This is a genomic window from Corynebacterium sp. 1103A (assembly GCF_055700955.1).
In genome coordinates this window covers 21,105-42,474 of record NZ_JASTTF010000009.1, presented here as the reverse complement: position 1 = coordinate 42,474, position 21,370 = coordinate 21,105, and the positions used below count along the sequence as shown (strand labels likewise).

The 21,370-nt window shown below is 60.7% G+C and carries 18 protein-coding genes and 1 tRNA gene; 11 read left to right on the top strand and 8 right to left on the bottom strand.

The features are described 5' to 3' along the window. Positions 1–8: 8 nt before the first annotated feature. Positions 9–81 (top strand) — tRNA-Arg (locus tag QQS52_RS07745). Between the two features lie 40 nt (positions 82–121). Here the strand turns inward: QQS52_RS07745 and QQS52_RS07740 are convergent. After that, positions 122–709: a hypothetical protein gene (locus QQS52_RS07740; RefSeq protein WP_472773324.1), complete on the bottom strand. Its 588-nt coding sequence runs from the start codon at positions 707–709 to the stop codon at positions 122–124. Positions 710–1,271: 562 nt separating this feature from the next. On the opposite strand from QQS52_RS07740, the gene QQS52_RS07735 reads away from it, so the two are divergent. Continuing rightward, complete coding sequence (locus QQS52_RS07735; protein ID WP_472773323.1) at positions 1,272–3,281, top strand: site-specific DNA-methyltransferase; 2,010 nt, start codon at positions 1,272–1,274, stop codon at positions 3,279–3,281. Positions 3,282–3,283: 2 nt separating this feature from the next. After that, positions 3,284–5,860, top strand: coding sequence for a DEAD/DEAH box helicase (locus QQS52_RS07730; protein ID WP_472773322.1), 2,577 nt, complete (start codon positions 3,284–3,286; stop codon positions 5,858–5,860). A gap of 192 nt (positions 5,861–6,052) precedes the next feature. On the opposite strand, the gene QQS52_RS07725 is transcribed toward QQS52_RS07730, so the two are convergent. Further along, positions 6,053–6,433, bottom strand: coding sequence for a hypothetical protein (locus tag QQS52_RS07725; RefSeq protein ID WP_472773321.1), 381 nt, complete (start codon positions 6,431–6,433; stop codon positions 6,053–6,055). Positions 6,434–6,618: 185 nt separating this feature from the next. On the opposite strand from QQS52_RS07725, the gene QQS52_RS07720 reads away from it, so the two are divergent. The 4 genes from QQS52_RS07720 (at position 6,619) to QQS52_RS07705 (ending at position 9,951) form a co-directional block, all read left to right on the top strand. Beyond that, positions 6,619–7,350: a DUF4145 domain-containing protein gene (locus QQS52_RS07720; protein ID WP_472773320.1), complete on the top strand. Its 732-nt coding sequence runs from the start codon at positions 6,619–6,621 to the stop codon at positions 7,348–7,350. Between the two features lie 38 nt (positions 7,351–7,388). After that, positions 7,389–8,804 (top strand): hypothetical protein, encoded by a 1,416-nt coding sequence (locus QQS52_RS07715; RefSeq protein WP_472773319.1) that lies wholly within the window; start codon positions 7,389–7,391, stop codon positions 8,802–8,804. 293 nt (positions 8,805–9,097) lie between these two features. Continuing rightward, entirely contained in the window at positions 9,098–9,310 is a 213-nt protein-coding gene (locus QQS52_RS07710; protein ID WP_472773318.1) for a hypothetical protein, read from the top strand. 197 nt (positions 9,311–9,507) lie between these two features. Further along, a complete protein-coding gene (locus tag QQS52_RS07705) occupies positions 9,508–9,951 on the top strand; it encodes a hypothetical protein (RefSeq protein ID WP_472773317.1) in 444 nt (147 codons plus the stop codon). 116 nt (positions 9,952–10,067) lie between these two features. Here the strand turns inward: QQS52_RS07705 and QQS52_RS07700 are convergent, their stop codons facing one another. From QQS52_RS07700 to QQS52_RS07690, 3 genes are read right to left on the bottom strand one after another with little or no spacing between them, the layout of a single operon-like run. Next, positions 10,068–10,922, bottom strand: coding sequence for an SdrD B-like domain-containing protein (locus QQS52_RS07700; RefSeq protein WP_472773316.1), 855 nt, complete (start codon positions 10,920–10,922; stop codon positions 10,068–10,070). A 22-nt stretch (positions 10,923–10,944) separates the two neighbouring features. Then, positions 10,945–11,652: a SpaA isopeptide-forming pilin-related protein gene (locus tag QQS52_RS07695; protein WP_472773315.1), complete on the bottom strand. Its 708-nt coding sequence runs from the start codon at positions 11,650–11,652 to the stop codon at positions 10,945–10,947. A gap of 45 nt (positions 11,653–11,697) precedes the next feature. Then, positions 11,698–12,468: a hypothetical protein gene (locus QQS52_RS07690; RefSeq protein ID WP_472773314.1), complete on the bottom strand. Its 771-nt coding sequence runs from the start codon at positions 12,466–12,468 to the stop codon at positions 11,698–11,700. Between the two features lie 231 nt (positions 12,469–12,699). On the opposite strand from QQS52_RS07690, the gene QQS52_RS07685 reads away from it, so the two are divergent. The 4 genes from QQS52_RS07685 (at position 12,700) to QQS52_RS07670 (ending at position 17,704) form a co-directional block, all read left to right on the top strand. Next, the gene (locus QQS52_RS07685) at positions 12,700–13,944 is read left to right on the top strand and encodes a hypothetical protein (RefSeq protein WP_472773313.1); all 1,245 of its coding nucleotides are present in this window, start codon (positions 12,700–12,702) and stop codon (positions 13,942–13,944) included. A gap of 107 nt (positions 13,945–14,051) precedes the next feature. Next, positions 14,052–14,516 (top strand): hypothetical protein, encoded by a 465-nt coding sequence (locus tag QQS52_RS07680; RefSeq protein ID WP_472773312.1) that lies wholly within the window; start codon positions 14,052–14,054, stop codon positions 14,514–14,516. Positions 14,517–15,714: 1,198 nt separating this feature from the next. Then, positions 15,715–16,620, top strand: a complete 906-nt coding sequence (locus QQS52_RS07675) for an ornithine cyclodeaminase family protein (RefSeq protein WP_472773311.1) — start codon at positions 15,715–15,717, stop codon at positions 16,618–16,620. Between the two features lie 85 nt (positions 16,621–16,705). Further along, positions 16,706–17,704 (top strand): DUF1906 domain-containing protein, encoded by a 999-nt coding sequence (locus QQS52_RS07670; RefSeq protein ID WP_472773310.1) that lies wholly within the window; start codon positions 16,706–16,708, stop codon positions 17,702–17,704. 72 nt (positions 17,705–17,776) lie between these two features. Here the strand turns inward: QQS52_RS07670 and QQS52_RS07665 are convergent, their stop codons facing one another. From QQS52_RS07665 to QQS52_RS07655, 3 genes are all read right to left on the bottom strand, one after another. After that, on the bottom strand, positions 17,777–19,156 hold the full coding sequence (locus tag QQS52_RS07665) for a hypothetical protein (RefSeq protein ID WP_472773309.1): 1,380 nt from the start codon (positions 19,154–19,156) through the stop codon (positions 17,777–17,779). A gap of 75 nt (positions 19,157–19,231) precedes the next feature. Further along, positions 19,232–20,866: a solute symporter family protein gene (locus tag QQS52_RS07660; protein ID WP_472773364.1), complete on the bottom strand. Its 1,635-nt coding sequence runs from the start codon at positions 20,864–20,866 to the stop codon at positions 19,232–19,234. 15 nt (positions 20,867–20,881) lie between these two features. Beyond that, entirely contained in the window at positions 20,882–21,169 is a 288-nt protein-coding gene (locus QQS52_RS07655; protein WP_472773363.1) for a DUF485 domain-containing protein, read from the bottom strand. Positions 21,170–21,370: the final 201 nt, after the last annotated feature.

The following is a 21,370-nucleotide window of genomic DNA, read 5'->3' as shown; positions in this document are numbered from 1 at the left end:
CTTCCTAGGCCCCAGTAGCTCAGGGGATAGAGCACGGCTCTCCTAAAGCCGGTGTCGGTGGTTCGAATCCACTCTGGGGCACTGCCCAACAAGGGGCTTTCGGTTAACTTTTCCGTTCAATTCAGGAAACTCCTTCCAGGTTAACCCGGGTTTTCAAAATTCGGTAACTTTTGGAGAACCTATCTCCCGCAACGCGAAAACCGGCCGGTTTTAAGCCTGAAAAAGGCTTTGCCGGCCGGTTTTTTGTGTTGAAACTGGTGTCTCTGCACGACCTGTAGGCCACTCGGCGTGAGGTCCTCGAAAACTCAAGGTTCAGCCGGTGGCCTGCGGTTGTTATGCCGCCTTCGGTGGCGCGTTGTCGCCCAACTTCCATTGCTCCATGTCGTTCGAGCTGAGCTTGCGGCCGCCCCGCGGCGGTGGCGGAGTCGGCTTCTGGCTCGTGTGCGGGCGTGACCACGCAGCCGCGTCGAGCATGGCAAGGTTCACGCCCACCGCGGCCATGGCCATGCACAACATTCGCGCTGCCCAGCCACGCATAAGGCGTATGGTCACGTCGCCAGCGCCCTTGGTAGGAGCCGTTCTTGAGCATGGCGCTGCGGGGCTCAATGGTGTTGCGGCGGCCGTACTCCTTGCGCCACTCCACAGTCATAAATGCCGGACCGTGCTGAAGGAACTTCGCGCCGCCCTCGGCGGTGTTCTTCAGCGTCACGGTGCGGTGCTGGCAGACCTTCGGGCAAGAAGCCTTGGGGGCAGTTCACTCTCGCGCTGGATCACAGGTGACGTGTGGCCGTCGCCGACACTGTTGCCGCCGTCGAGGCCGCGGTCCACATGCCGATGTGGCCGTACCAGAAAGCTCCGCCGCGCAGGGGTTTGAAGTCCAAGGGCAGGTACGACTACCCGTAAGCCTTGCGGGTATATGCTGGCGAAAGTTTCGTTGTTTCGCACGGCTAAAACGCTCGCACACTCGCAAAAGCACACCCCCTAGCAGGCGCAAGTCGATCCGATTCGATGTGTCGACAGGGGAGGTCGTAGCGACGTCGACAGGAACGGTGAAAGTGTGCATGTTAGCATTCGCGGATTCCCCCCGTCCGGTGGTATTTGATTGACCTATTCCGAGGGAATTATGCAGGTTCACTTATGTGACGGTGGCACGAACTTTTCGGTGTCGAAAAGAGGTTCGCCGTATAGGCCGTTTTGTCGGGCCAGTGTCGTACCTCCGGCTACTCTGGTAGGCGACGAAAATACACCCGACTAGCGCGAAGGAGACACAGTTGGGCAGACAACAACGCCTTGAGCTGACCTGGACGAATAAGGACAAGGCACTCATTCCCACCGAGCAAGGCCGCTACGGCTACACCTGGGTAGACCCACGCGACCCGCGTTATTGCGAAACGAGGGTCCTCACGGTTGACGAGACGGTGACCGGGACGAGGGCGGAGAAGAAGGTCGGCACCACCTACTCCGAGCGAGCTGACCTGGAGCCGCAAGAAGATAACCTGCTTATTCTGGGCGAGTCTGGCGACGTGCTCGAAGCACTCACCCGCGTACCCGAGTGGTCCGAGAAATACGTCGGCAAGGTCAAGTGCATCTACATTGACCCACCGTTTAACACCGCGCAGACGTTCGCCAATTACGAAGACAACCTGGAGCACTCCGTCTGGCTCACCATGATGCGAGACCGGTTGTTGCACATGCGGGATTTGCTCAGCGAGGACGGCTCGATTTGGGTTCACCTTGATGACGTGGAGAACCACAGAATGAGGGTGCTGCTTGATGAGGTGTTTGGGGCGGGGAATTTCCTGGCCGAAATCATTTGGAAGAAGGGTGCTCAGGTCCGCAATAATTCTGGCGACTTCTCGTCGGATAGCGACTTCATCACGGTTTACGCAAAGGACCGCACCGAATTTGATTTGAACAAACTCGAAGCGACCTCCGAGATGCTCGGCAGATACCGCCAGGACGACGGTGACCCAAACCTCTGGCAGTCCATCGGCAGTGCCGCAGCCCACTCTGTATCGCGGCGTCAGCACCCAAGCGTTTACGGCATTCAACACCCTGTTACTGGTGAGATGATGTACCCGCCGAGCAACTCAAACTGGAGGTATTCTCAGGAGAAGATGCTGAATAGCCTTCGCGAATGGGCTCCCTACGAGTTGGGAGAAGTCACGGACGAGGAACTCACGGAACGAGCTCGTGTGGAAGGGCCGTCCATCGAGCTACGGACAGATGTTCGTCCGCTTGTTATTCCTAGCTGGTCTGAAGAAGTCGTAAACCAAGCTCTTGATCGCCACAAGGAGGGATGCTGGCCCGACGTATTCTTCACCAAGGGTGGCTACGGTGGAATCCGAGTTAAGGGACGAGTGCCGGAGGACTTTGGATCTACTCCGCGAACCATTTGGGATGACGTGGGATTTAACGACACGGCGAAGCGTGAATTGCAGACTATTTTTCCCGGGATAAAGGCGTTTGACACTCCCAAACCCGAGCGCCTCCTCGAACGCATCATCCACATCGCCACGAACCCCGGAGACGTCGTCCTCGACGTGTTCGCCGGTTCAGGAACCACCGCCGCCGTCGCCCAGAAAATGGGTCGCCGTTGGGTGACGTGTGAACTTGTGGAGGACACGTTCAACCGCTTTACTCGCCCGCGCCTGGAGAAGGTCGTAGGCGGCGAGGACCAGGGCGGTATCACGCTCCAGAAGGAAGAGCGCGCCGACGCCACCGAGGACGGTTTACCAGAGGGTCTTACCCCGGAGGAAGCGCAGAAGTTCACCTCGCTGCTGAATAAGACCATCAAGAACTCCGACGAGCTCAAGAAGAACCCCGCGGTCAAGCAACTCAAGGCCATGACCAAGACCAAGCCGGTCAAGGGCGTCGTCAATTGGCTAGGCGGCGGAGGCTTCCAGGTTGCCCACCTTGAGCCGGCATGCTTCGACTACGACCCGGAGGTGGCTTTGACCACCCTGACCGAGCACGCCACCGGCGACCTACTCGTGCGCTCTGTGGCTGCACAACTTCGCTTTGCGCTCACCCCGAACGACTTGCACTTCGACGGCAAGCGCGGCCGCGAGCACCTCGTTGTAGTCGAGGGCGTTTTGGACGAGGAGAAGATTGACGAAGTCATGGCTCACCTCACGGAAGGCCACTCCGTCCTGTTCGCTGCGACCGTGGTCGATGACTTCGCCCGAGAACATGTCCGCTCGTTCAAGAACGGCTCGCGAGTAGTCCACGTTCCGCTTGAAGTCTTCCCGTATTCCGACGCCCACGAGGAGGAGAAGTAACCATGGCACAGAAATTGAACCTCTCCTACGACGAGAATCTGGTTGCAGAACTCTCGAACAAGTTCACTCTCCGCGCACCGAACGCCGAAGCGCTTGCCGAATTGGTGAAGCGAATCGAAAAGGGTGACTACGACGCTTTAGAACCGCTGGTGCTCAACCTCGCAACGGGGGCTGGCAAGACGTACGTTATGGCCGCGTTTATTGAGTACCTGCGCCGCCAGGGACACCCCAACGTCATGGTGGTCACGCCAACGAAGGTCGTGCAGGACAAGACCGTTCTCGACTTCACCGAAGGCTCGCACCGCTACATCGGTGGCTTCGACGTTCCGCCTCGGCTGGTCACTCCGGGTGACGTGTCGAACCTTCGAGTCGATAGCGTCGCATCTGACCTGTTTGTGGGCGAAGGTGCCTCTACGCTGTACGTTTTCAATGTTCAGCAGCTTTTCCCGCCCAAGGAGGGCGGCAAGAACGTCGCAACGGGAGACGAAGCGGCGCGCCGCAAGACGTGGAAGTTCCAGGAGGACTCCGGCGCGCTGGCGCAACGGTTGATCGACACGGAAGACTTGGTCATCATTGCCGACGAGTCGCACCTGTTCGGCTCCACCGCGAAGACATTCCGGAAATCGCTGACTTCGCTGAAACCCGCCGTAACTGTGGGGCTGACGGCCTCGCCGGACAAGGGAGACGACGTTGTCTACCGCTACCCGCTGTGGCGGGCTATCCAGGACGGCTACGTCAAGCAACCGGTGCTGGTCTACCGCGAGTCGGGCTACGACTCGGAAGACCGCCAGCTCCAAGACGCATTGTCACTGTTGGCTATCAAGGAGGAGGCGTACGCGAACTACAGGGCCGCACACCCGAACGGAAAACAGACCAAGCCGTTGCTGTTCGTGGTCTGCTCCGGCGTGCCTCACGCCACCGAGGTTGCCGATAGGCTTCGCGGACCAGGCTTCGTTGGAGATCCGCTTGCGGTGCTCCAGGTGGACAACGAGCACAACGACAACACCACCCAGTCGTTCTTGCGCTACCTCGACACGGACAATTCCCCGGTTCGGGTGATCGTCTCGGTCAACAAGCTGCGCGAAGGTTGGGACACAAAGCGCATCGCCGTGATGTGTACGCTGCGCACAATGGGCTCCGAGGTGCTCACCCAGCAGGTCATGGGCCGAGGCCTTCGCCTGCCGTTCGGGGCACTGACTAAGGTGCCGGCTATTGACGAGCTGGACATTTTGTCGCACGAATCCTTCGTCAAACTGCTGGAAAGTGAGAACGTGCTCAAGCAGTTCGGTATTGAAGACGCGGTGCGAGAGGATGACGACAAAGAGATCATCACCCCGCCTGGCACAACTAACCCGCCACAGGTGGGCACTGGTACTGGCACGGGTGCTACGGGCGACACCTCTACCGATACCGGCGAGAAAGGCACAACGGTGCAACCTGGCGAGGCCTCTCGCACCCGTGGTGCCGGTTCTGACACCCCAGTTGACCGCACCGTCGGCACGCGAGCGCTCACCGACGAAGACGACGTTGCGAAGGGCGTTGAGATTTTCACGCCGGTCGTTGTTCACGTCAACGAGAGGTTCGCTGGCACCACCTTCGACTTCCCGTCGTCGGCTATGACGAAGACGAAGAAGCAGTTCGAGCTGGTTGACATCCCGAACTCCGTCATTGTGGAGCGGGCGGACAAGGTCACCGACACCGACGAGTACCTGGCTCGCACGAAGATCGGCGTGGCAGACGAGGGCAACAAAATCGAACTCGACAACGATGACCGCTCCGCAGTGCCGAGTTTCAAACAGACTCCTTCCCAAGTCGCCGCGGAACTCATTCGCCGCGTTATGGGTTCCGGTGCGGTTGCCGCTACGGCAGAGAACACGAGCCAACTCAAGCGCCGCATCGTGCCAACGTTTATGGAGGCGACGAAGATCGAACAGTGGACGGAGAAGGCCAAGGAGTCTGCGGCCCGACACCTGCGCGAACTTGTTATCGAGGAGTCCAGGAAGGCGAACGCCCAGACGGGGACGACGGTGTCGATCCACCCGGTTACCCTCCCGATTGACGACTCGTTTGCCTTGGACCTCGACAAGAAGGTCCTCGACCTGCTCGACCGGCAGGAAAAGAGCGCGGGCAAGGCAGGTTTTAGCACCGCGGAATACTACGGCACCTGGAAGAAGGGACTTTTTGAGGCCGCACGCTTCGACTCGTTTACTGGCGAGTACCGCCTGGCGGCTTTGCTCGACCTCGACCCGAACGTGGTGTGGTGGAAGCGGATCTACGCCCATGAAGGCGCGCGGGTGGCCTACACTCCGCACAACTCCTACGTTCCCGACTTTGTTGTCTTCGACAAGGACGGCACCCACTGGATCGTCGAGGCTAAAGAGAACCGCGGCCGCGACGACGAGCGTGTCCAGGCCAAGCGAGCGGCCGCCGAGCGCGTGGTGCGCCAGCTCGTGGGCATGCCGGAGTATGAGGACCAGACCTGGGGCTACCTCATTGCTTACGAGGACGACATTGCGTCTTCCGACTCGTGGGCCGACTTGGTTGCCGGTTCGGTGACGGAGCGGATGCCGACACTCTAAGAGCGGGCAAATGAATAGCCGGATCGGAGTTAATTCTTCGGTCCGGCTTTTCCTATGAGGCTGAGGCGTCCCCGCCCATTCGACTCAAAATGAGGGCTCTGAATCTGGACGAGCGTCGCCGTCATCCATGTTTGGACGGTCGGCAAATCCGGTGCGGTGGAACGGCATGTCCGCTACCGCCTTTAGGCGGAATCACATCTCCGCGTCCACGAAATTGCTGAGCACCTGTGCAACCGACAGGTTGTGGCATTTGATGTTGACCACCGGAAGTTTTCCGTCGGAATTCGGTTTCAGCGGGTGTCTTCCTTCGGCCTCTGCATCGAGTTTGTTGACCGCCCACAGATGAACGGAGTCCTCCGAATAGTCGCGGCATCCCGCATGCGAGAGGTCAAGCCCCACGACCATCCACTGGTTTGGGTCGAGTTCAGCCAGGTCGTAGATGCTTATGGCCTGCCCGGTGTCGTCCTTGTAGAGACGCCCAGTGCCTACGTAGTCGGTCTTGAAGTTTGTATCCATCGGTTCAATATCGAACGGATCGTCGTATCGGACATGGAGTTCTTCGTATTTAGTCATAGCCCCAACTTATGTGTCGGTGGTGAAAATGGAGACAAAGAAGAATGTCGTGTGTTCAACCGTTCGGCACTCGACCACCCTCCCTCGTCTCATTAGCCGTGACCAACCATGCGTTCGACTGGCGCATTGCGGCGTCGCGCCGACCGCTACGCTTAACGTGTCGGTTTACGTTTCGAAGGAGAAAAATGCTCGACTACAACGGATTCGCCATGCTTTCACTGGCTAACTACAACGGGCATTGGTCGTTCAGGTTCGATGAAGACCTGGCGCAAAACGATTCAATCACCTGCCCCGTTTGCGGCAAAGGCAAGACCGTGAATATTGCCCTGACCCAAGACAAACGCCCATATGTAGATACGGAATACCGCTGGATGGTCTGTCAAGACTGCTGCGGCGCGTCAATAGCCATCGCATACGATGATGAATGGGCGACGATATACCCACCTCGCCCGAGCGGCCGGCAGATCGAAAGCCTGCCAACCGACCTGATGCAGATGTGGGAAGAGGCGAATCTGACGTACTCGGTGGGTGCCTACACGAGTGCAGTACTGATGTGCCGGAAGATCATTTTCGCTACTGCTGTTCGTTGCGGTCTGCCAGAGAAAAACGATAGGGGCTGGGCACCGAATTTTGATGAGTGCGTGAACTACCTCGTTGACAAGGGGATCATCACGACGCACATCAAGGAGAACTGGGCGGACAGCATCAGAATCTGGGGCAATGCAGCCACTCACGAGATCCAATCAGTCAAAGAATCGACCGCGGACAAGGCCGTAAAATTCACCGAGCAAGTTCTTTTGCTGTCGTTCGAATACCCGGGCGCGGCCAAAGCGGAGAACGAGAACGAAACTGACCAGGCGGGTGAAAATTCTCCCCGCAGCACAGTTCCGCGCACGTCTGGTAACCCGCCCCGCTAACCGCTGCGCAACCCGTTCCGACCGGCGACAATAAACCCATGCCAGCCGCGAAAGAACTCACCCCGCGCCAACGCACCGTCCTGCAATGGGTCGTTGACGGGTGCCCCACCGACCCAGAAGTGCCCTCGACGTACAAAACCACCGCCCGCACACTCGAAGGCCACGAGCTCGTCAAGGTCAAAGGCCACGGCAAGACGTGGCAAGCAACGGTCACTGAGCGCGGCAAGCGGGTGCTGGCAGGGAAAGAACCACTCCGGAAACCGAGACGCAAGCGCGGTGCGGCACCCGAGACGGTGTACGTTGCGCCCGCCTATGTACCTCCAGAGCCACCACCTGCGAGCGAGGTAGCACTCGACTCGCGCGTGACCGACCTGCTGAAAGACTTGGTCGCCTCTCAGCGCGGGTGGGTTGTCAGGCGCGTGGAAAACCGCGACGTGGCGAGATCCGACTGGGACCCCGTAGAAAAGTGGGTCAAAGGACCGCGGAACAACCTTGTCCCGGACGGCAAAGAGTTCAGGATCGAATGGCGCTCCGACTCATGGCACTTCGACTCCCCCGTGACAGTGACCGCTGCGTTGCTCGACACGGACGAGTGGGCGTCACCAGACCCAGGACCTGTCCTGCGGGGCGAAGTTGAAGTCCGCAAATTCCACCCGGTTATCAACCGGCTCCTGCGAACCTCTAAGTGGTACAGCGCAGAGACGAAACAGCGCGCAAAGTTGCTTTTGCACGTCGTTATCACCGAGGCTCAAGCCCGCGGGTGGAGTGTGACGACACACGACACCGAGGACCACAAGGGAAAGAAAGTACTGGAGAAAGTCACACTCGGCACTGACCACCACTCGTATGAAGTGTGGGTAAGCGAGCGCGAAAACAGCGTCGAGCGGCCGCCGACGAAGAAGGAAGTCAAAGCCTACGAGGACTCGCTGCGCTGGTCGTACAACAAGGACAAAGCAATGCCGAAGTACTACAACAAAGAAGGCACGGGCCTGGTGTCGCTTGTCGTCGGCTTTACCAGACGCAACGACACCCCTGCGAAGCCGACGCGGCTGAACTCGGTGCTCGGAGACTTCTTTGCTGACGTCCACCGCAGGGAGCAGTGGTACGCGGTAGTGGAAGAGCGCGACCGCGTCGAGGCCGAACGCCGGCAGCGCCGACTCGACAAGGCAACGGAGCTTGCCCGTGTTCACCATCGGGAAAGTGAACGTCACAAGGTACTTCTCCAGCGCGTCGAGGCCTGGAAAGAGCGGCAGGAAATTGAGGAGTACCTCGCAGCGCTCGAAGGCGTTCCAGAGGCCGAAGAGTGGCTCAACTGGTGCAGGGAAAGGCTGGCCAAGACCAGTGCCCTGGGCGAGACCGACATGCCTATGGACGTCCCGTTTGACGAGCATGAAAACCGAGGACTTATTGCGGCGTTCGAGCAACGGTTGTCGGAAGACGAAAGTCAGTGGTGAGGCTGTTTTGTCGCGGGGCTGGATTCCGGAGCGGGCTGGCGAAGCGGGAGTCGTGACGGGCTCGGTGCGGGAGGGTGCCAGGGGTTGGAAGTGGAGCGTTGGCCTGGAGGGGCGCGTCAATCGTGGCATCGGAGTCCCGAGTTGGGACAAGGTGCGACCCCCGCTGTAGCGGTTCGCCTCGCACGACGACACAATGCCCGTCCATGACTGCGCAACGACATGAAAATGACGGTGGCGGGCATAGTGCTGAGTGGTCGCAGGCGGCCGCACCAGAGACGTTCTACGCCAAGAAAATGCGTTCTCTTTCCGACACGTACCCATACACCGCGGTCCGCGTCGAGGTGCGGGACGGGGACTTCACGCTGCTGTCCGTCCACTGGTCCGCAGCGCTGGCGCTCAAGGAGGTCGGTAAGCGCCTCGCCCGTGGCGAGAAGGCCGCTGCGTACCTCGCACGCTGGGACCGCATTGAGTCAGACAACGACCCGCGGTTAAAAGAGACGTCCTAACCTGCGTCGAACTGCCTGCCCCTGGTTGAGTGGGCGGCTTTTACCGGTAAGGCAGGCTACTTTCTATGACCCACCACAACTCGAACGCGGTGACACCACACCGCTGCACCGAAGAAAAGAAAACTACGACCCCACGCACGCCTAAGGAGGTGCTGCTGTCCCTCGACGTGTTCTTCAACCGGGACGAACTCGTCACAATGAACAGGTTCCTCCGCCGTCACTCCGACAGTGTCCGCGTTGTTGGCGCTGACGGTGAGCACGTTTCGCTCGACGTCTTCCAGGCAATGAGGTTTTTGACCACGCTGGTCAAATACTCCGACCAGGACAACGGCATGCTCACACTGGAGGCCGACGCAAACCCGCGTCACCTGACGTACTACGAGCGGGACAACCTTGTGGACGCAGATAAGTTCGACCCGAAGGAGCTGGCGACCGGCGACGCTCCGAAAGAAGACGCACCCCGCGAGCTCCTCAACGCAATGTTCTGCCAGGACACCTGGGAGGTCTGGACCGCAGAAGGTATTGACTTCCTTGCCCGCTGCAACGACTTCGAGGAGGCCCGTCGCATTACCCAGTCGTTCCGGGACGAAGGGGTGCCGGCGCAGTTGAGTAGAACTTCTCGCACGGTCTACCCAGTCTAATTGGCAAACACAAAGCCCGTCTAGGTGAACGAGGAGTGAGTTCACCTAGACGGGCTCTTTTATGTAGTTGTCCGCCAGAGCGCGGAGGAGTGTGAAAACGCGCCCTGGAGGTTCTTTTACTGGTGCGCCACCTTGCGGCGGCTTACCACAGCAAGCGCGACCAGGGCCGCGAGGACTGCACCCAGGCCAGCCAGTGCGTAGGAGCTCGCACCGGTGGCGGCAAGCGTCATGCGCACGGTCTCAACCGGAGTAGCAGGTTTGCCTTCCTCGACCGGAACAGGCGCGTCCTCGCGGACGAAGCCCCAGTCGTTGCCGGTGTCTTCTTCGCCGGCAACCACGGTGGCCGCCTTGTCTTCGAAGAACAGCTCACCGCCGTCCGGACCGTAGACGGCAATGCCGTACTCGCCAGGCTCAAGACCGTCGAACTTGTAGAAGCCGTTTTCGTCCGTAGTGGTGCGGGCAATTTCCTTACCGTCCTTGTAGGCCACCACGGTCAGGCCAGGAATGCGCTCGTCGCCGGCGTTGACGCGCTTGGAGCGGTCCTCGTCCCAGACCACGGTGCCGGAGAAGGCGCCCGGAATAACCGGGGTGTCAGGCGTGTCAACGACCGGAGCATTCGGAGTCGTTTCTTCGACTACGGCCGGAACGTCCGGAGCAGGCTGCTTCGGGCTCTCGGTCACGGTCTCGCGGACCGTGGTCGGCTCACCAGGAGACGTGACGGTAACAGTCGCCTTCTCCGGAGTCTCGGTCACCGTTACCGGAGGTACTTCCACAACCTTCGTCTTGTCCTTAACCACGGTGGTTGGCACCTCCTTGGTTACCGTATCGGTCACCGGAGGCGGCGTTACCGTCACCGTCTTCGGCGGCACAGTCACCGTCGTTGGTGTGCAGTCGTAGCCTTCCGTCACGGTAGACGTTGTGGTCTTCACCTCGGTCGTTCCAGGTTCGGTGGTGACAACGGTGGTTGGCACAACCTCCGTCGAGGTCTTCGGCTCAGGTGTTTCGGTGGTCGTGACAGTTTCGGTTTCCGGAGGCAGTGTCGTGGTCTCCGTTGGAGGTGTAGAGGTCACAGTAGTAGTCACTTCGCTCGTGGCCGTGGTCGTTTCCGTCTTCGGGGCTTCCGTTACCGTCGCTGGCGGAGAGGTGACGGTCGTGACCACGGTGCTTGGCGGCAAGGTGGTTGTAACCGTCGGCGGAGTTGTAGTCACGGTGGTTGGCTCGGTGACCGTTGCGGTGGCCGTAGACGGGGTCTCTGTAACGGTGGTGGTTTCCGTTTCGGCTTCTCGGGTCGTGGTGGTAGTCGTGGTGGTCACCGTGGTGGGGGGGAACTTTGCGGTTAACCACCTCACCCAATGGAATAGCTGAGGATTCATCAGCAACGTCAAAGCGTATTGGCTGTTTCGACAGGATGTAGCCCAGGGGTGCTGTAGCTTCTGTTAGTTCGTAGGAACCGGCCTCCAGTTGAACGCTGACCACACCCGGGGCAGGGTCTTGGTCGATTTCGGGCGATTCGAGGAGCCGATAGTACTCGTCAATCTCCTTCCGCTGCTCTGGGGTCACACCAACCCCCCACCAGTCGATTGCGCCCCAGTCGGGTTCTTTAATAGGTTCATCGGAATCCGTTACATGGTACGTTTCACCTGTATCGAGGTTTTTGACTGACCATGAAGACCCGTACAGCAGTTCGGATGTCTCGTCCACTTTTCCCAGCTGGCACCACCTGGTACGTCAGCACTGATAAGGTAGTCATCCGGAAGCCCGGGCCCCATCTCCAGGGTCCAGGTTTCCCCGAAAAGTCGCATCGCCTATCATGGTTCTCTTCATCCATACGTAGGGAATACAAGGATCATCCATATCATCTCCGTATAAGGTCTTTCTACGCAGCTCAAATAGGTCGGGTTGCGAGACGAAATACTCAAGTTTCTCGTCAAGTGGCGCCCATCTGCTAAATGCTTGAATCAAGCCTGGTTTCACAGTCGGCCACGGCGAAGCTTGCTCGAATGGAACATCCGGAATGTCCAGAAGTTCCCGCGGAATGAAGTCACTCTCGGTAATTCTTCTGAAATATAACGGGTTCTTTGAGCCGTCGGGGTTAGGCCGGGACAGAAGACTCTCGTAGTAGTGCTCACCGGAAGACTCAGCAAAGTGAAGGGCAGGCCTTTTATCCGGTTCGTAGTGACTTACGAGATGTCTGTACTTCTCTACGTCCGTCCAATTTACCTCGACTAATGAGTTGACCTCTTCTTGCGTGGGGTAGATGAAATGGTAGTACTCATTTGAACTAGGGACCCACGCGGAAGGGAGCTGTTCGTATCCAGGAATAATGTCGCAGAAATCCGTCTTAACTTCCCTAAACCCGCTCACATCCTCCTGCGCCTCGGCCACCGGAACGCCAACAGTCACGGACCCCGCCGCGAGCATTCCCGCGGCGACAACCGCAGCGATACGCCGGCCAATCGACCGGTTTGGAACTTGGCTTTTCATTTTCTTGCACTCCTCTGCGTTGAAGTCGAACACCTAGACGACTGACCAGGCGTTTTCCTATTCACACTAAGTCAACACCCACCAATTCAACGAAGAAACGTGCGCAACCGGAGAAGGTATGTTCGTCCAGGCCAGCGGCAAATTTCAGGCGCTCAGGAGCCACAGGCAGGGACTTCACATCCTCCACAGGAGCAAACTTGAGCCGTTAGCAGGTACGTTCTAGTCCCCTACCCGCATGTCGACTCGTCATGCAACACTGGGCCTATGACCAACCCTCACGAGCACGACGAGACCCCTGACCAGCCAGACAACGCCAACAACAACCACCCCGAGAACTCCGGCGACAGCACCGACGAAAACGCTCCCGATCCCGACTTTCTCGACCGCCCTATCTCTGACTTCAAGGACGGTGAACTCGACGACCTCTGGCGCAAAAATGACCCAGAGGGCTACGCCAAGTTCCAGGAGACCGCCCGCAACGCGCTCGGTTCGCTGTTCCAGAAAATCGACATGCCCGGTATTAACCACGTCGTAGACACCCCGAAGTTCGCAACCGCATTGACCGCCGACGCATGGAAGTCAATGGCTGGTATCAATCCACCTCGCCTCACCCCGCTCATTGAGCCAAACATGCTCGCAAAGTTCTCCGGCGCCTACCCGGACCCGTCGAAGTGGGCTGTACCTGGCTTGGCCGAATACGCCTCAGACATGGCCGCCGCGGCAACACCAGCCGTGAACATGAGAAAGTTCTACGGCCCGGTCGTGGACGCCCAGAAGCTCTTTGCGTCCAACGGCGCACTCAAACTTGGAGAGCAACTCCAGCGCTCACTCGACAAGACCTATGCGGACATTGCGAAGTCATTCGCGAACCTCGGCGTTATTGACTCCTCCCTGCTTAAGGAAGCACAGCGTGTTTCCGAACGGTACGCCGACCTACCCGGCGTCAACGAAGACCCGCTGCCGTACTTGGAGCAATTCCACAGCGACTTCCTGGTCCTGTACGCCTCGCTCGTGCTTGCGGCCGGTCACCTTGAAAACCTGGTCGCCGACCTGTGCGAAGAACTCCTCAGAAAAGAGCAATTCCACGGTGCCAGCGTGGCCGCCCAGCAAAAGGTGGGGAACATGCGCGAAACGCTGGAGAAGCAAAAGAGATGCACCACTTGCAGCGAACTCGCCAAAGAAGCCAAGGACCCATTAGACCGCCGCAACCTCCTTGTTCACGGCGACTGGCTGGTTGGAGAAGAAATTGCCTCCGACGAACTAAAGGAGCGCCACGCTTGGTACTGGCGTATTTCACGCACGTCTCGGGTCACGAAGCGGAAGTTGATGAAAACGGAGGAAATGCAGGCCTTGGCCGACGAGTGGAACGCGGGCAAGGAGAAGACCTTGGGCGACTTGTTCCACTCGGAGGTTGTCTCGCTCGGTCTGGTGACCGCCTACGTCAACAAGTTCGCTGGGCTCAACGAGAAGTTGGAGGAGGAACTCGCTCGGCACGAAAACGAGGCGTAGCTCGGACAACGCACCAGCAGCAGTAAAACAACCTCCATGCGGAAGCCCCGCATGACCCCAGCGCCCTTCGCGTCGAATAGCGAAACGCAGCCAGAAGCAACTACACAATGAAGAAGATCTACTACAGCGCCCACAACGTCCACCCACGAGCCGTCCTAGCGAGCAAGAACGACAACGGCACCTGGACCGTCGAGAACGAAGCTAAAACGGTGTCCGTTCCGCTCAACGAGGACGGGTTCCGTTACGCATACCGTGACGAGCCCCGTGACGGAGACAGTTGGACCACCGGCCATGAAGGATTTGGTGGGACCAAGGGCATTGCTCGGGCTATTGCAGACGGAGCCGAACCGCGCTGGCTCACGACGAAAGAAGAAGTCAAGCAGTGGGCAGAAAAGCACCCTGAAGCCTGGTTCCTCGACCTCAACATTCTCGACGCGCTCAAGCGCGTGGACTTGCCGTGGGGTCACATGTCCAAGACTCCGCACGGGTTGCAGTCGGAAGAAAACGAACAGTGGGCACTGCCGCTTGTGGTGCTAGTCCCCGCCGAGGAAGCCGCTGGCCGGCAGGGTTAGTGGTCATATGTCGTGTAACCGGAGGCGGAACCCGGTGTAACCGGGGTGTAACCGTGGACCTGATATAGCCCCGTCAGGAGTCTCGTGAAAGTCGCTCTACAGCCAGCACGTTCAACGTCCCCCGCCCACCGTCACGGAACCCCGCTACCGTCAGAAAAGCCACCCGCCCCAAACCGCGCCCCGACCCGTCTCGGCAACCGCTCCGGCTAACGTGTCGGACTCCGAAGCGGTGAACACACCCCGTAACGGCAACCGGGGCGGCTCCCGAGGTGAAACCCCACCGGGCACCGAGACGAGCCTCGGGGCGACATCCGCGGCGCGCCCCGTTTCGACTCGTCCGCTCGGGACGGAAAACGAGACGGGACCCGGGGCGGGAGTCGGTGGGTCAGACGGGTTTTCGAGGCGGTAGGCGTGACACAGGCCGTGGCGGTTGGCGGTTCGGGTCTCGACTCGGGGTTTCGGCGCGGGGTGCGTTACGGGGTTTCCGTAGCGGGGTTCGGTTCGGGGTTCCGAGACGGTGGGCGTGGCGGGAGTCGGCACGGGGGTTCCGGAGCGGAGCTCGCTGCGAGGCGCGTTACGGGACGGTTTTCGGGGCGGTGGGCGTAGCGGGGTGCGAGGCGGTGAGCGTTTTGGTTCTCGGTGCGGGGTGCGGTTCAGGACTCGGGGAGGTGGACGTGGCGGGTTTCGAGACGGGGGCGTGGCGGGGCTCGGGGCGGGTTTCGAGACGGTGGGCGGTACGTGTTTTCGCCTCGGAACTTGGTTCGGAACTCGCGGCGGGGTTCGAGACGGTGGGCGTTGCGGGGTGTGTAAGGAAGCGGCGGAAAACGTGTAAGCCGCCGTGTAAACGGCGGCGGAGCTAAAGGTTGGGGAGTTTGCTAAATGTCCCAACAATCGACTCGAGGCCCGAACGGTTGTATTTTCCGCTGCAACGGACAACTAAGTTGGGAGCGCTGCGGCAACAAATAATAAGTAACCTGTCCCTTATACCCGCGCACTAATCCCCCCCCCTGTTAGTCGCGCTCATCGCTGGCCTTTTGTACCTGAATGGCGTTTTGTCAACGACCGCGTTCATCGGCGCGGCCAGCGTCATGGCCGGAACGGCCCTCATCTTGGTCGGGGTCTCCTACTTTTCGCGGCGCCAAGGGCTTTCGCTGCGATAAATGCTCCGACAAAGGTCATTCTTTGCCATCATTGAGGCATGGACTTCCTCGATTATGACACTGCCTTTGACCGTCTCAACTACCCGTCTGCGGTGGCCGCCTTGCGGGGTGCGCTGCAGGAAGGCTTCGACCCGGCAGGGGATCTCGCGCGCCAGGCCATCGACGTCCCCGGCGGGGAGTTTCTGCTCATGCCCGCGGCCACCCCGGCCGGGTTCGGGATTAAGTTGCTGTCGGTCAACGCCAAGGCCCGCGGCAACAACCCGCGCATCCAGGGCACCTACGTGCTCTTCGACCAGCAAACGTTCGCCCCCAGGGCAACCATCGACGGCATCGCGCTGACCAACCTGCGCACGCCGGCGGTCTCCCTGGCCGGTATTGCCGACGTGTTAGAGCCAGGGTCCACCGGCCCCCTGTCCGTCGCTATCTTCGGTACTGGCCCGCAGGCGCGCGCCCACACCGCGGCGGTGCGCGAGGTCTACTCCAGGCGCGAAGTCGGGGTGACCTTCCTCAGCCCCAGCCAGCCGGAGGATCTGGAGCCGTGGGCCCAGGCCGGCACCGAGCAGGCCGACAAGGTGCTTCGCGGCGCGGAGCTCATCATCACGACCACCACGGCGGCCGAGCCGGTGTTGGAGGATACCGCGGTGCGCGACGACGCCGTCGTCGTAGCGGTTGGCTCCCACTCCCCGTCCGCGCGGGAGCTGCCCGGCGCGCTGCTGGGGCGTTCCCAGGTCATCATCGAGGACCCGGAGACCTGCTTCCGGGAGGCCGGCGACGTCATCCAGGCCGTGGACGAAGGGGCCCTCGAGCGCGAGCGCCTGGTCACCTTCCGGGACGTCGTGCGCGGCGAGGTGCGCCTGGATAGGACACGGCCGGTGGTCTTCAAGTTCACGGGCATGCCCTGGGAGGATTTGGTTCTGGCTGAGGCCGTCGCCAGCGCGCGTTAGCCTCGAAGGCACTGGTGGGCGTGATATGATACCCCTGTTACAGATGTGACTATTGTGGTCAATTCTAATTCTTGCGAGGTCTCCTATGCCCACCCCATCTATCAGCAACCGTTCCCTGTCCCGGCGCGGCCTCTTTAAGGCCGGCGCTCTGACCGCTGCCTTCGGCGCTTTCGGCGCATACAACCTGCAGGCCGCCCCGCAGGCCCAGGCGCTAGGCCCCATCCTGGGCACCGTGCTGGACTATTCCGCCGGTGTGCCCTCCGGCGCCGCGGTCAAGGCCGCCGGCCACCTCGGCGCGGTGCGCTACGTCTCGCAGCGGCGCCCCGGCGCGAACTGGATGCTAGGCAAGCCAGTCAGCCTGAAGGAAACCAAGGACTTCGCCGCCCACGGGCTGGCCACCGCCTCGGTCTACCAGTTCGGCCGGGCCGGCAACGCCGACTGGCTGGCCGGCGCCGCCGGTGCCGCCACCCACGCCCCGCAGGCCATCGCCCTGCACAAGGCGGCCGGCGGCCCGACCGGGCGCCCCATCTACATCGCCATCGACGACAACCCGACCCGCGCCCAGTACACCAACCAAATCAAGCCCTACCTGCAGGCCTTTTCCGCCGCGCTCAAGGCCGCCGGCTACCAGACCGGCATCTACGGCAACTACAACGTGATCGACTGGGCCAGCAAGGACGGCATCGGCAGCTTCTTCTGGATGCACGACTGGGGCTCGGGCGGAAAGATCCACCCGCGCACCACCATCCACCAGCTGCCCAAGGCCCAGCAGCGCAACGTCGGCGGCGTGGTCGTGGACATCAACCACGTCTACGCCAAGGACTGGGGCCAGTGGACCCCGGGCCAGCCGGCCGGCGAGCGGCCTGCCCAGAACCGCCCCACCACCCCGGCGCCGCAGGCCCCGGCGGGCAATTCCACGACCGACGCCATCAACCACCTGAGCTCCCGCCTGAACGAGACGGTGCCGAGCATGCCGAACCTGCCGCGCGTGGACGGCAACAGCATCAGCTACAACGGCTCCTCGGTCTCCATGAATCAAATCCAGCAGGCCGCAGACCTGGCCAAGCGCTTTAGCGGCCGCTAAACCTCACTAGCAATCAGGGGCAGAAGAACGCCTTCTGCCCCCCTTTCTTATGTCCCTAGCCGACGGGAGAGCCTACTTGTCCTTGGAGTTTTTATCCTTAGAGTCCTCGCCCTGCGACTTTCCGCCCCGCGGCTTGGAGTCATCGGACTTTTCTGGCTTTTTCTCGTCGCTCTTGTCCTTCTTCTGGTCCTTCTTACCGGACTTGTCTTTGTCCTTTTCGTCGCTGTCTTTCGACTCGGACTGCTCGGCCGCTCCCTGCGGGTCTTCGGTCACGGTCACCGGCGCGGACTTCCGGGCGGCAGCGCTGGCCTGCTCCAGGTAGTCGTCGGTGACGTGGTCGGTGACGAAATCGGTCAGGTCGTCGGCGTCGCCGTAGTAGTTGGCCGCGACCACGAAGTCGTGCCCGAAGGAGACGGTCGAGTGAATGTCGTGCTCGTTGGACCAGCCGAACTTCGTGCCCACCACGTCGTCGAGCTGCGAGGTCCCGTAGTCCTGGGCGTAGCCGTCCTCGGCAAAGCGGTCGCTGTGCGACATCGCCACCAGCACTGGGTGCAGCGGGTCCTTGTCCATCAGCTGGGCGATGAAGCTGGCCACGTCAAAGGTCGAGGTCTTCGAGTATCCCCAGCGTTTATCCGGCTGGGTGGACTTGAGGAAGTAGCGCTTCGCGACGTCTTCGATGGAGTCCGGGTATTTTCCGTAGAGCTCCTCAGCGCTTTCGTCCGAGGAATTGGCCACCATGTCTAGAGCCTCAAACTGTTCTTCGGGCTTGCCGTTTTCCACCACGTATTCGGCGATGTAGAGCTTGATCAGGCTCAGCGCCGGCCGCGATGCCCGCTCATTGGCGGTGGCCATGTGCATGCCATCGCTCAGGCGCACGTAGGTCAGTTGACCGGGCTGGTCCGGGAAGGCATCGGCAGCGGCAGACTCTTCGGAACCCGCGGCGCCCGAGGTAGTCGTCTCCCCCGCCGAGGTCTTCTCCGCCTTGTTTGAGTCTTCGCCAGTGCCGCCCTTGTCTTTTTCGCCCTTTTCACCCTTTACTTCCCTGAAGTCCTTGGATCCTTTGGAGTCCTTGGCTCTGGATTCTGCGGTCGCTGACTTGGTGGTCTTAGGGCTCTTTTCTTTCGAGCTCGGAGAGTCTTTGCTGTCCTTGCCGTCCTTGCTGCGCTTACTGTCCTTGCTGCTGGTGGCTTCGGTGGTCGCGGTGGCCTCCGAGGACTCGGTGGTTTCGGAGTCTGCGGCGAAGACGAGGTCGGGCCGGTCGCTTTCGCCTAAGATCCGCGTTTCCTGCCAAGCGTGCAGATGCGGGATTTTGTTTTTACTAGCGCCGGCCTGGACGGGAGTGTCCTGCCCGTCGAAGCGCCCCAGCGCCCACGCGGCTGCGGCCAAGGCGACGATGACCAGCACGGCGATGGCAGGCAGCAGCAGGTGGCGCGAGGAGGATTTAGTGGACACGGATTACATAATACAAAGAGGCGCCGCGGGGGTATTGACCGCGGCGCCTGACTGGACTAGTTGCCAGATTCTGGTTTAGTGATCGACTGGGGCTTCCACGCCCACGCCGGTCAGGGAGCGAACTTCCATCTCGGCGGCGAGTGCTTCCAAGCGATCCGGCTTGCCCACCAGGGTGCCGATGTACCCCGCCAGGAAGGCCAGCGGGATGGAGACCAAGCCCGGGGAACTCAGCGGGAAGATGGCCCAGTCCGCGCCCGGGAACATGGAGGTCTCAGAGCCGGAGACGGCCGGTGAGAAGAAGATGAGCACCAGGCAGGAGACCACGCCGGTGTAGATGGAGGCCACCGCGCCGGTGGTATTGAAGCGGCGCCAGTACAGCGAGTACAGGATGGTCGGCAGGTTGGCGGAGGCGGCCATCGCGAACGCCAAGGAAACCAGGAAGGCGACGTTCTGGGTCATGGCCAGGATACCCAGGATGATGGAGGCGATACCCAGGATCACGACGGTGATCTGGGAGACGCGCACCTGCTCTTCCTCGGTGGCCTGGCCGTCGCGCAGCACGGCGTCGTAGACGTCGTGGGCGATGGAGGCCGAGGCCGTAATGGCCAGGCCAGCGACCACGGCCAGCACGGTCGCGAACGCCACCGCGGAGATGATCGCCATGAAGATGGAACCACCCAGCTCCAGGGCGAGCAGCGGGGCCGCCGAGTTCGCGCCACCCGGCGCGTTGAGAATCCGGTCCGGACCGACCAGGGCGGCTGCACCGTAGCCCAGGATGAGCGTCATCAGGTAGAAGGCGCCGATGATGACAATCGCCCAGGTCACCGAGCGGCGGGCCTCAAGGGCGGTCGGGACGGTGTAGAAGCGCATGAGCACGTGCGGCAGGCCGCCCACGCCCAGCACCAGGGAGATTCCCAGGGAGATGAAGTCCAGCTTGGTGGTCAGCGTCGCGCCGTATTTCAGGCCTGGCTCTAGGATCTGCTCGGCTTGGTAGCCCTCCTTGGCGAGGTTCTCCGAGCCGGCGTGCATGTCGATGGCGTCCTGGAAGAGGGTGCTGAACCCGCCGCGGATGGAGATGAAGACCAGCGCGCACATGATGACCACGCCGGTCACCAGGAGCACGGCCTTAATCATCTGCACGTAGGTGGTGCCCTTCATGCCGCCGATCAGGACGTAGATAATCATGATGATGCCCACCACACCGACGACGACGGCCTGCCAGACGAATTCGTGGATGTCCAGCAGCACGGCCACCAGGGAGCCGGCGCCGGCCATCTGCGCAACCAGGTAGAACAGGGAGACGAACAACGTCGCAATGGCCGCGGCGACGCGCACCGGCTTCTGCCGCAGGCGGAAGGACAAAACATCGGCCATGGTGAACCGGCCCACGTTACGCAGGGGCTCAGCCACCAGCATCAGGGCCACCAGCCAGGCCACGAAGAAGCCGACGGAGTACAAAAAGCCGTCGTAGCCGGTCAGGGCCACCGCGCCCACGATGCCCAAAAAGGACGCCGCAGACAGGTAGTCGCCGGAGATAGCCAGGCCGTTCTGGCGCCCGGAGAAGCTGCCGCCACCAGTGTAGAAATCAGAGGCTTCCTTGGTGGACTTGCCGGCGCGCAGCACCAGCCACATGGTCACCACCAAGAAGGCGAGGAAGATGGCGATATTCAAAAGCGGGTTGCCGGCCGAGGTTTCCTGGGCCACAATCATCGTCGAGTTCACGGTCTAGCCCTCCAGTTCTTCGCGAATAGCGGCCGCGCGCGGCTCGATGTTCCTATTGGCGTACTTGACGTAAATCCAGGTGATCAAGAACGTGGTCGCGAACTGCAACAGTCCAAAAACCAGGCCCACGTTCCAGTTGCCGCCTAGGGATTGCCCCATAAAGTCCGGCATGAACACGGCCATCACCACGTAGAGGACGTACCACACGAAAAACGCCACCGTCATGGGGAAGGCGAACTTCCGGTAAGAGCCGCGCAGTTCAGAAAATTGCGGCGCCTTTTGCATCTCCATGAAGTCTTCCGCTGTGGGTTCGCGCCGTTGGGTCGGCGGAGTATCTACTTCAGACACTGCTTTCTCCTTCACTAAACGTATTTCCTCGTCCGCGGTTCCAGCCGCGGACTTTCACACACGCTTCACAGATAACTGGCAATGAGTTACCTGTCACATTTGCGTTGCCAGGTAAGTTACCTTAGTCACACTGCAAGGTTGTGA

Coding starts and splice junctions, on each gene's coding strand:
- QQS52_RS07730 (WP_472773322.1), top strand. CDS start 3,284: ATGGCACAGAAATTGAACCTCTCCTACGACGAGAATCTGGTTGCAGAA.
- QQS52_RS07725 (WP_472773321.1), bottom strand. CDS start 6,433: ATGACTAAATACGAAGAACTCCATGTCCGATACGACGATCCGTTCGAT.
- QQS52_RS07710 (WP_472773318.1), top strand. CDS start 9,098: ATGCGTTCTCTTTCCGACACGTACCCATACACCGCGGTCCGCGTCGAG.
- QQS52_RS07655 (WP_472773363.1), bottom strand. CDS start 21,169: ATGGAGATGCAAAAGGCGCCGCAATTTTCTGAACTGCGCGGCTCTTAC.
- QQS52_RS07675 (WP_472773311.1), top strand. CDS start 15,715: ATGGACTTCCTCGATTATGACACTGCCTTTGACCGTCTCAACTACCCG.
- QQS52_RS07660 (WP_472773364.1), bottom strand. CDS start 20,866: ATGATTGTGGCCCAGGAAACCTCGGCCGGCAACCCGCTTTTGAATATC.
- QQS52_RS07720 (WP_472773320.1), top strand. CDS start 6,619: ATGCTCGACTACAACGGATTCGCCATGCTTTCACTGGCTAACTACAAC.
- QQS52_RS07685 (WP_472773313.1), top strand. CDS start 12,700: ATGACCAACCCTCACGAGCACGACGAGACCCCTGACCAGCCAGACAAC.
- QQS52_RS07705 (WP_472773317.1), top strand. CDS start 9,508: ATGAACAGGTTCCTCCGCCGTCACTCCGACAGTGTCCGCGTTGTTGGC.
- QQS52_RS07715 (WP_472773319.1), top strand. CDS start 7,389: ATGCCAGCCGCGAAAGAACTCACCCCGCGCCAACGCACCGTCCTGCAA.
- QQS52_RS07680 (WP_472773312.1), top strand. CDS start 14,052: ATGAAGAAGATCTACTACAGCGCCCACAACGTCCACCCACGAGCCGTC.
- QQS52_RS07670 (WP_472773310.1), top strand. CDS start 16,706: ATGCCCACCCCATCTATCAGCAACCGTTCCCTGTCCCGGCGCGGCCTC.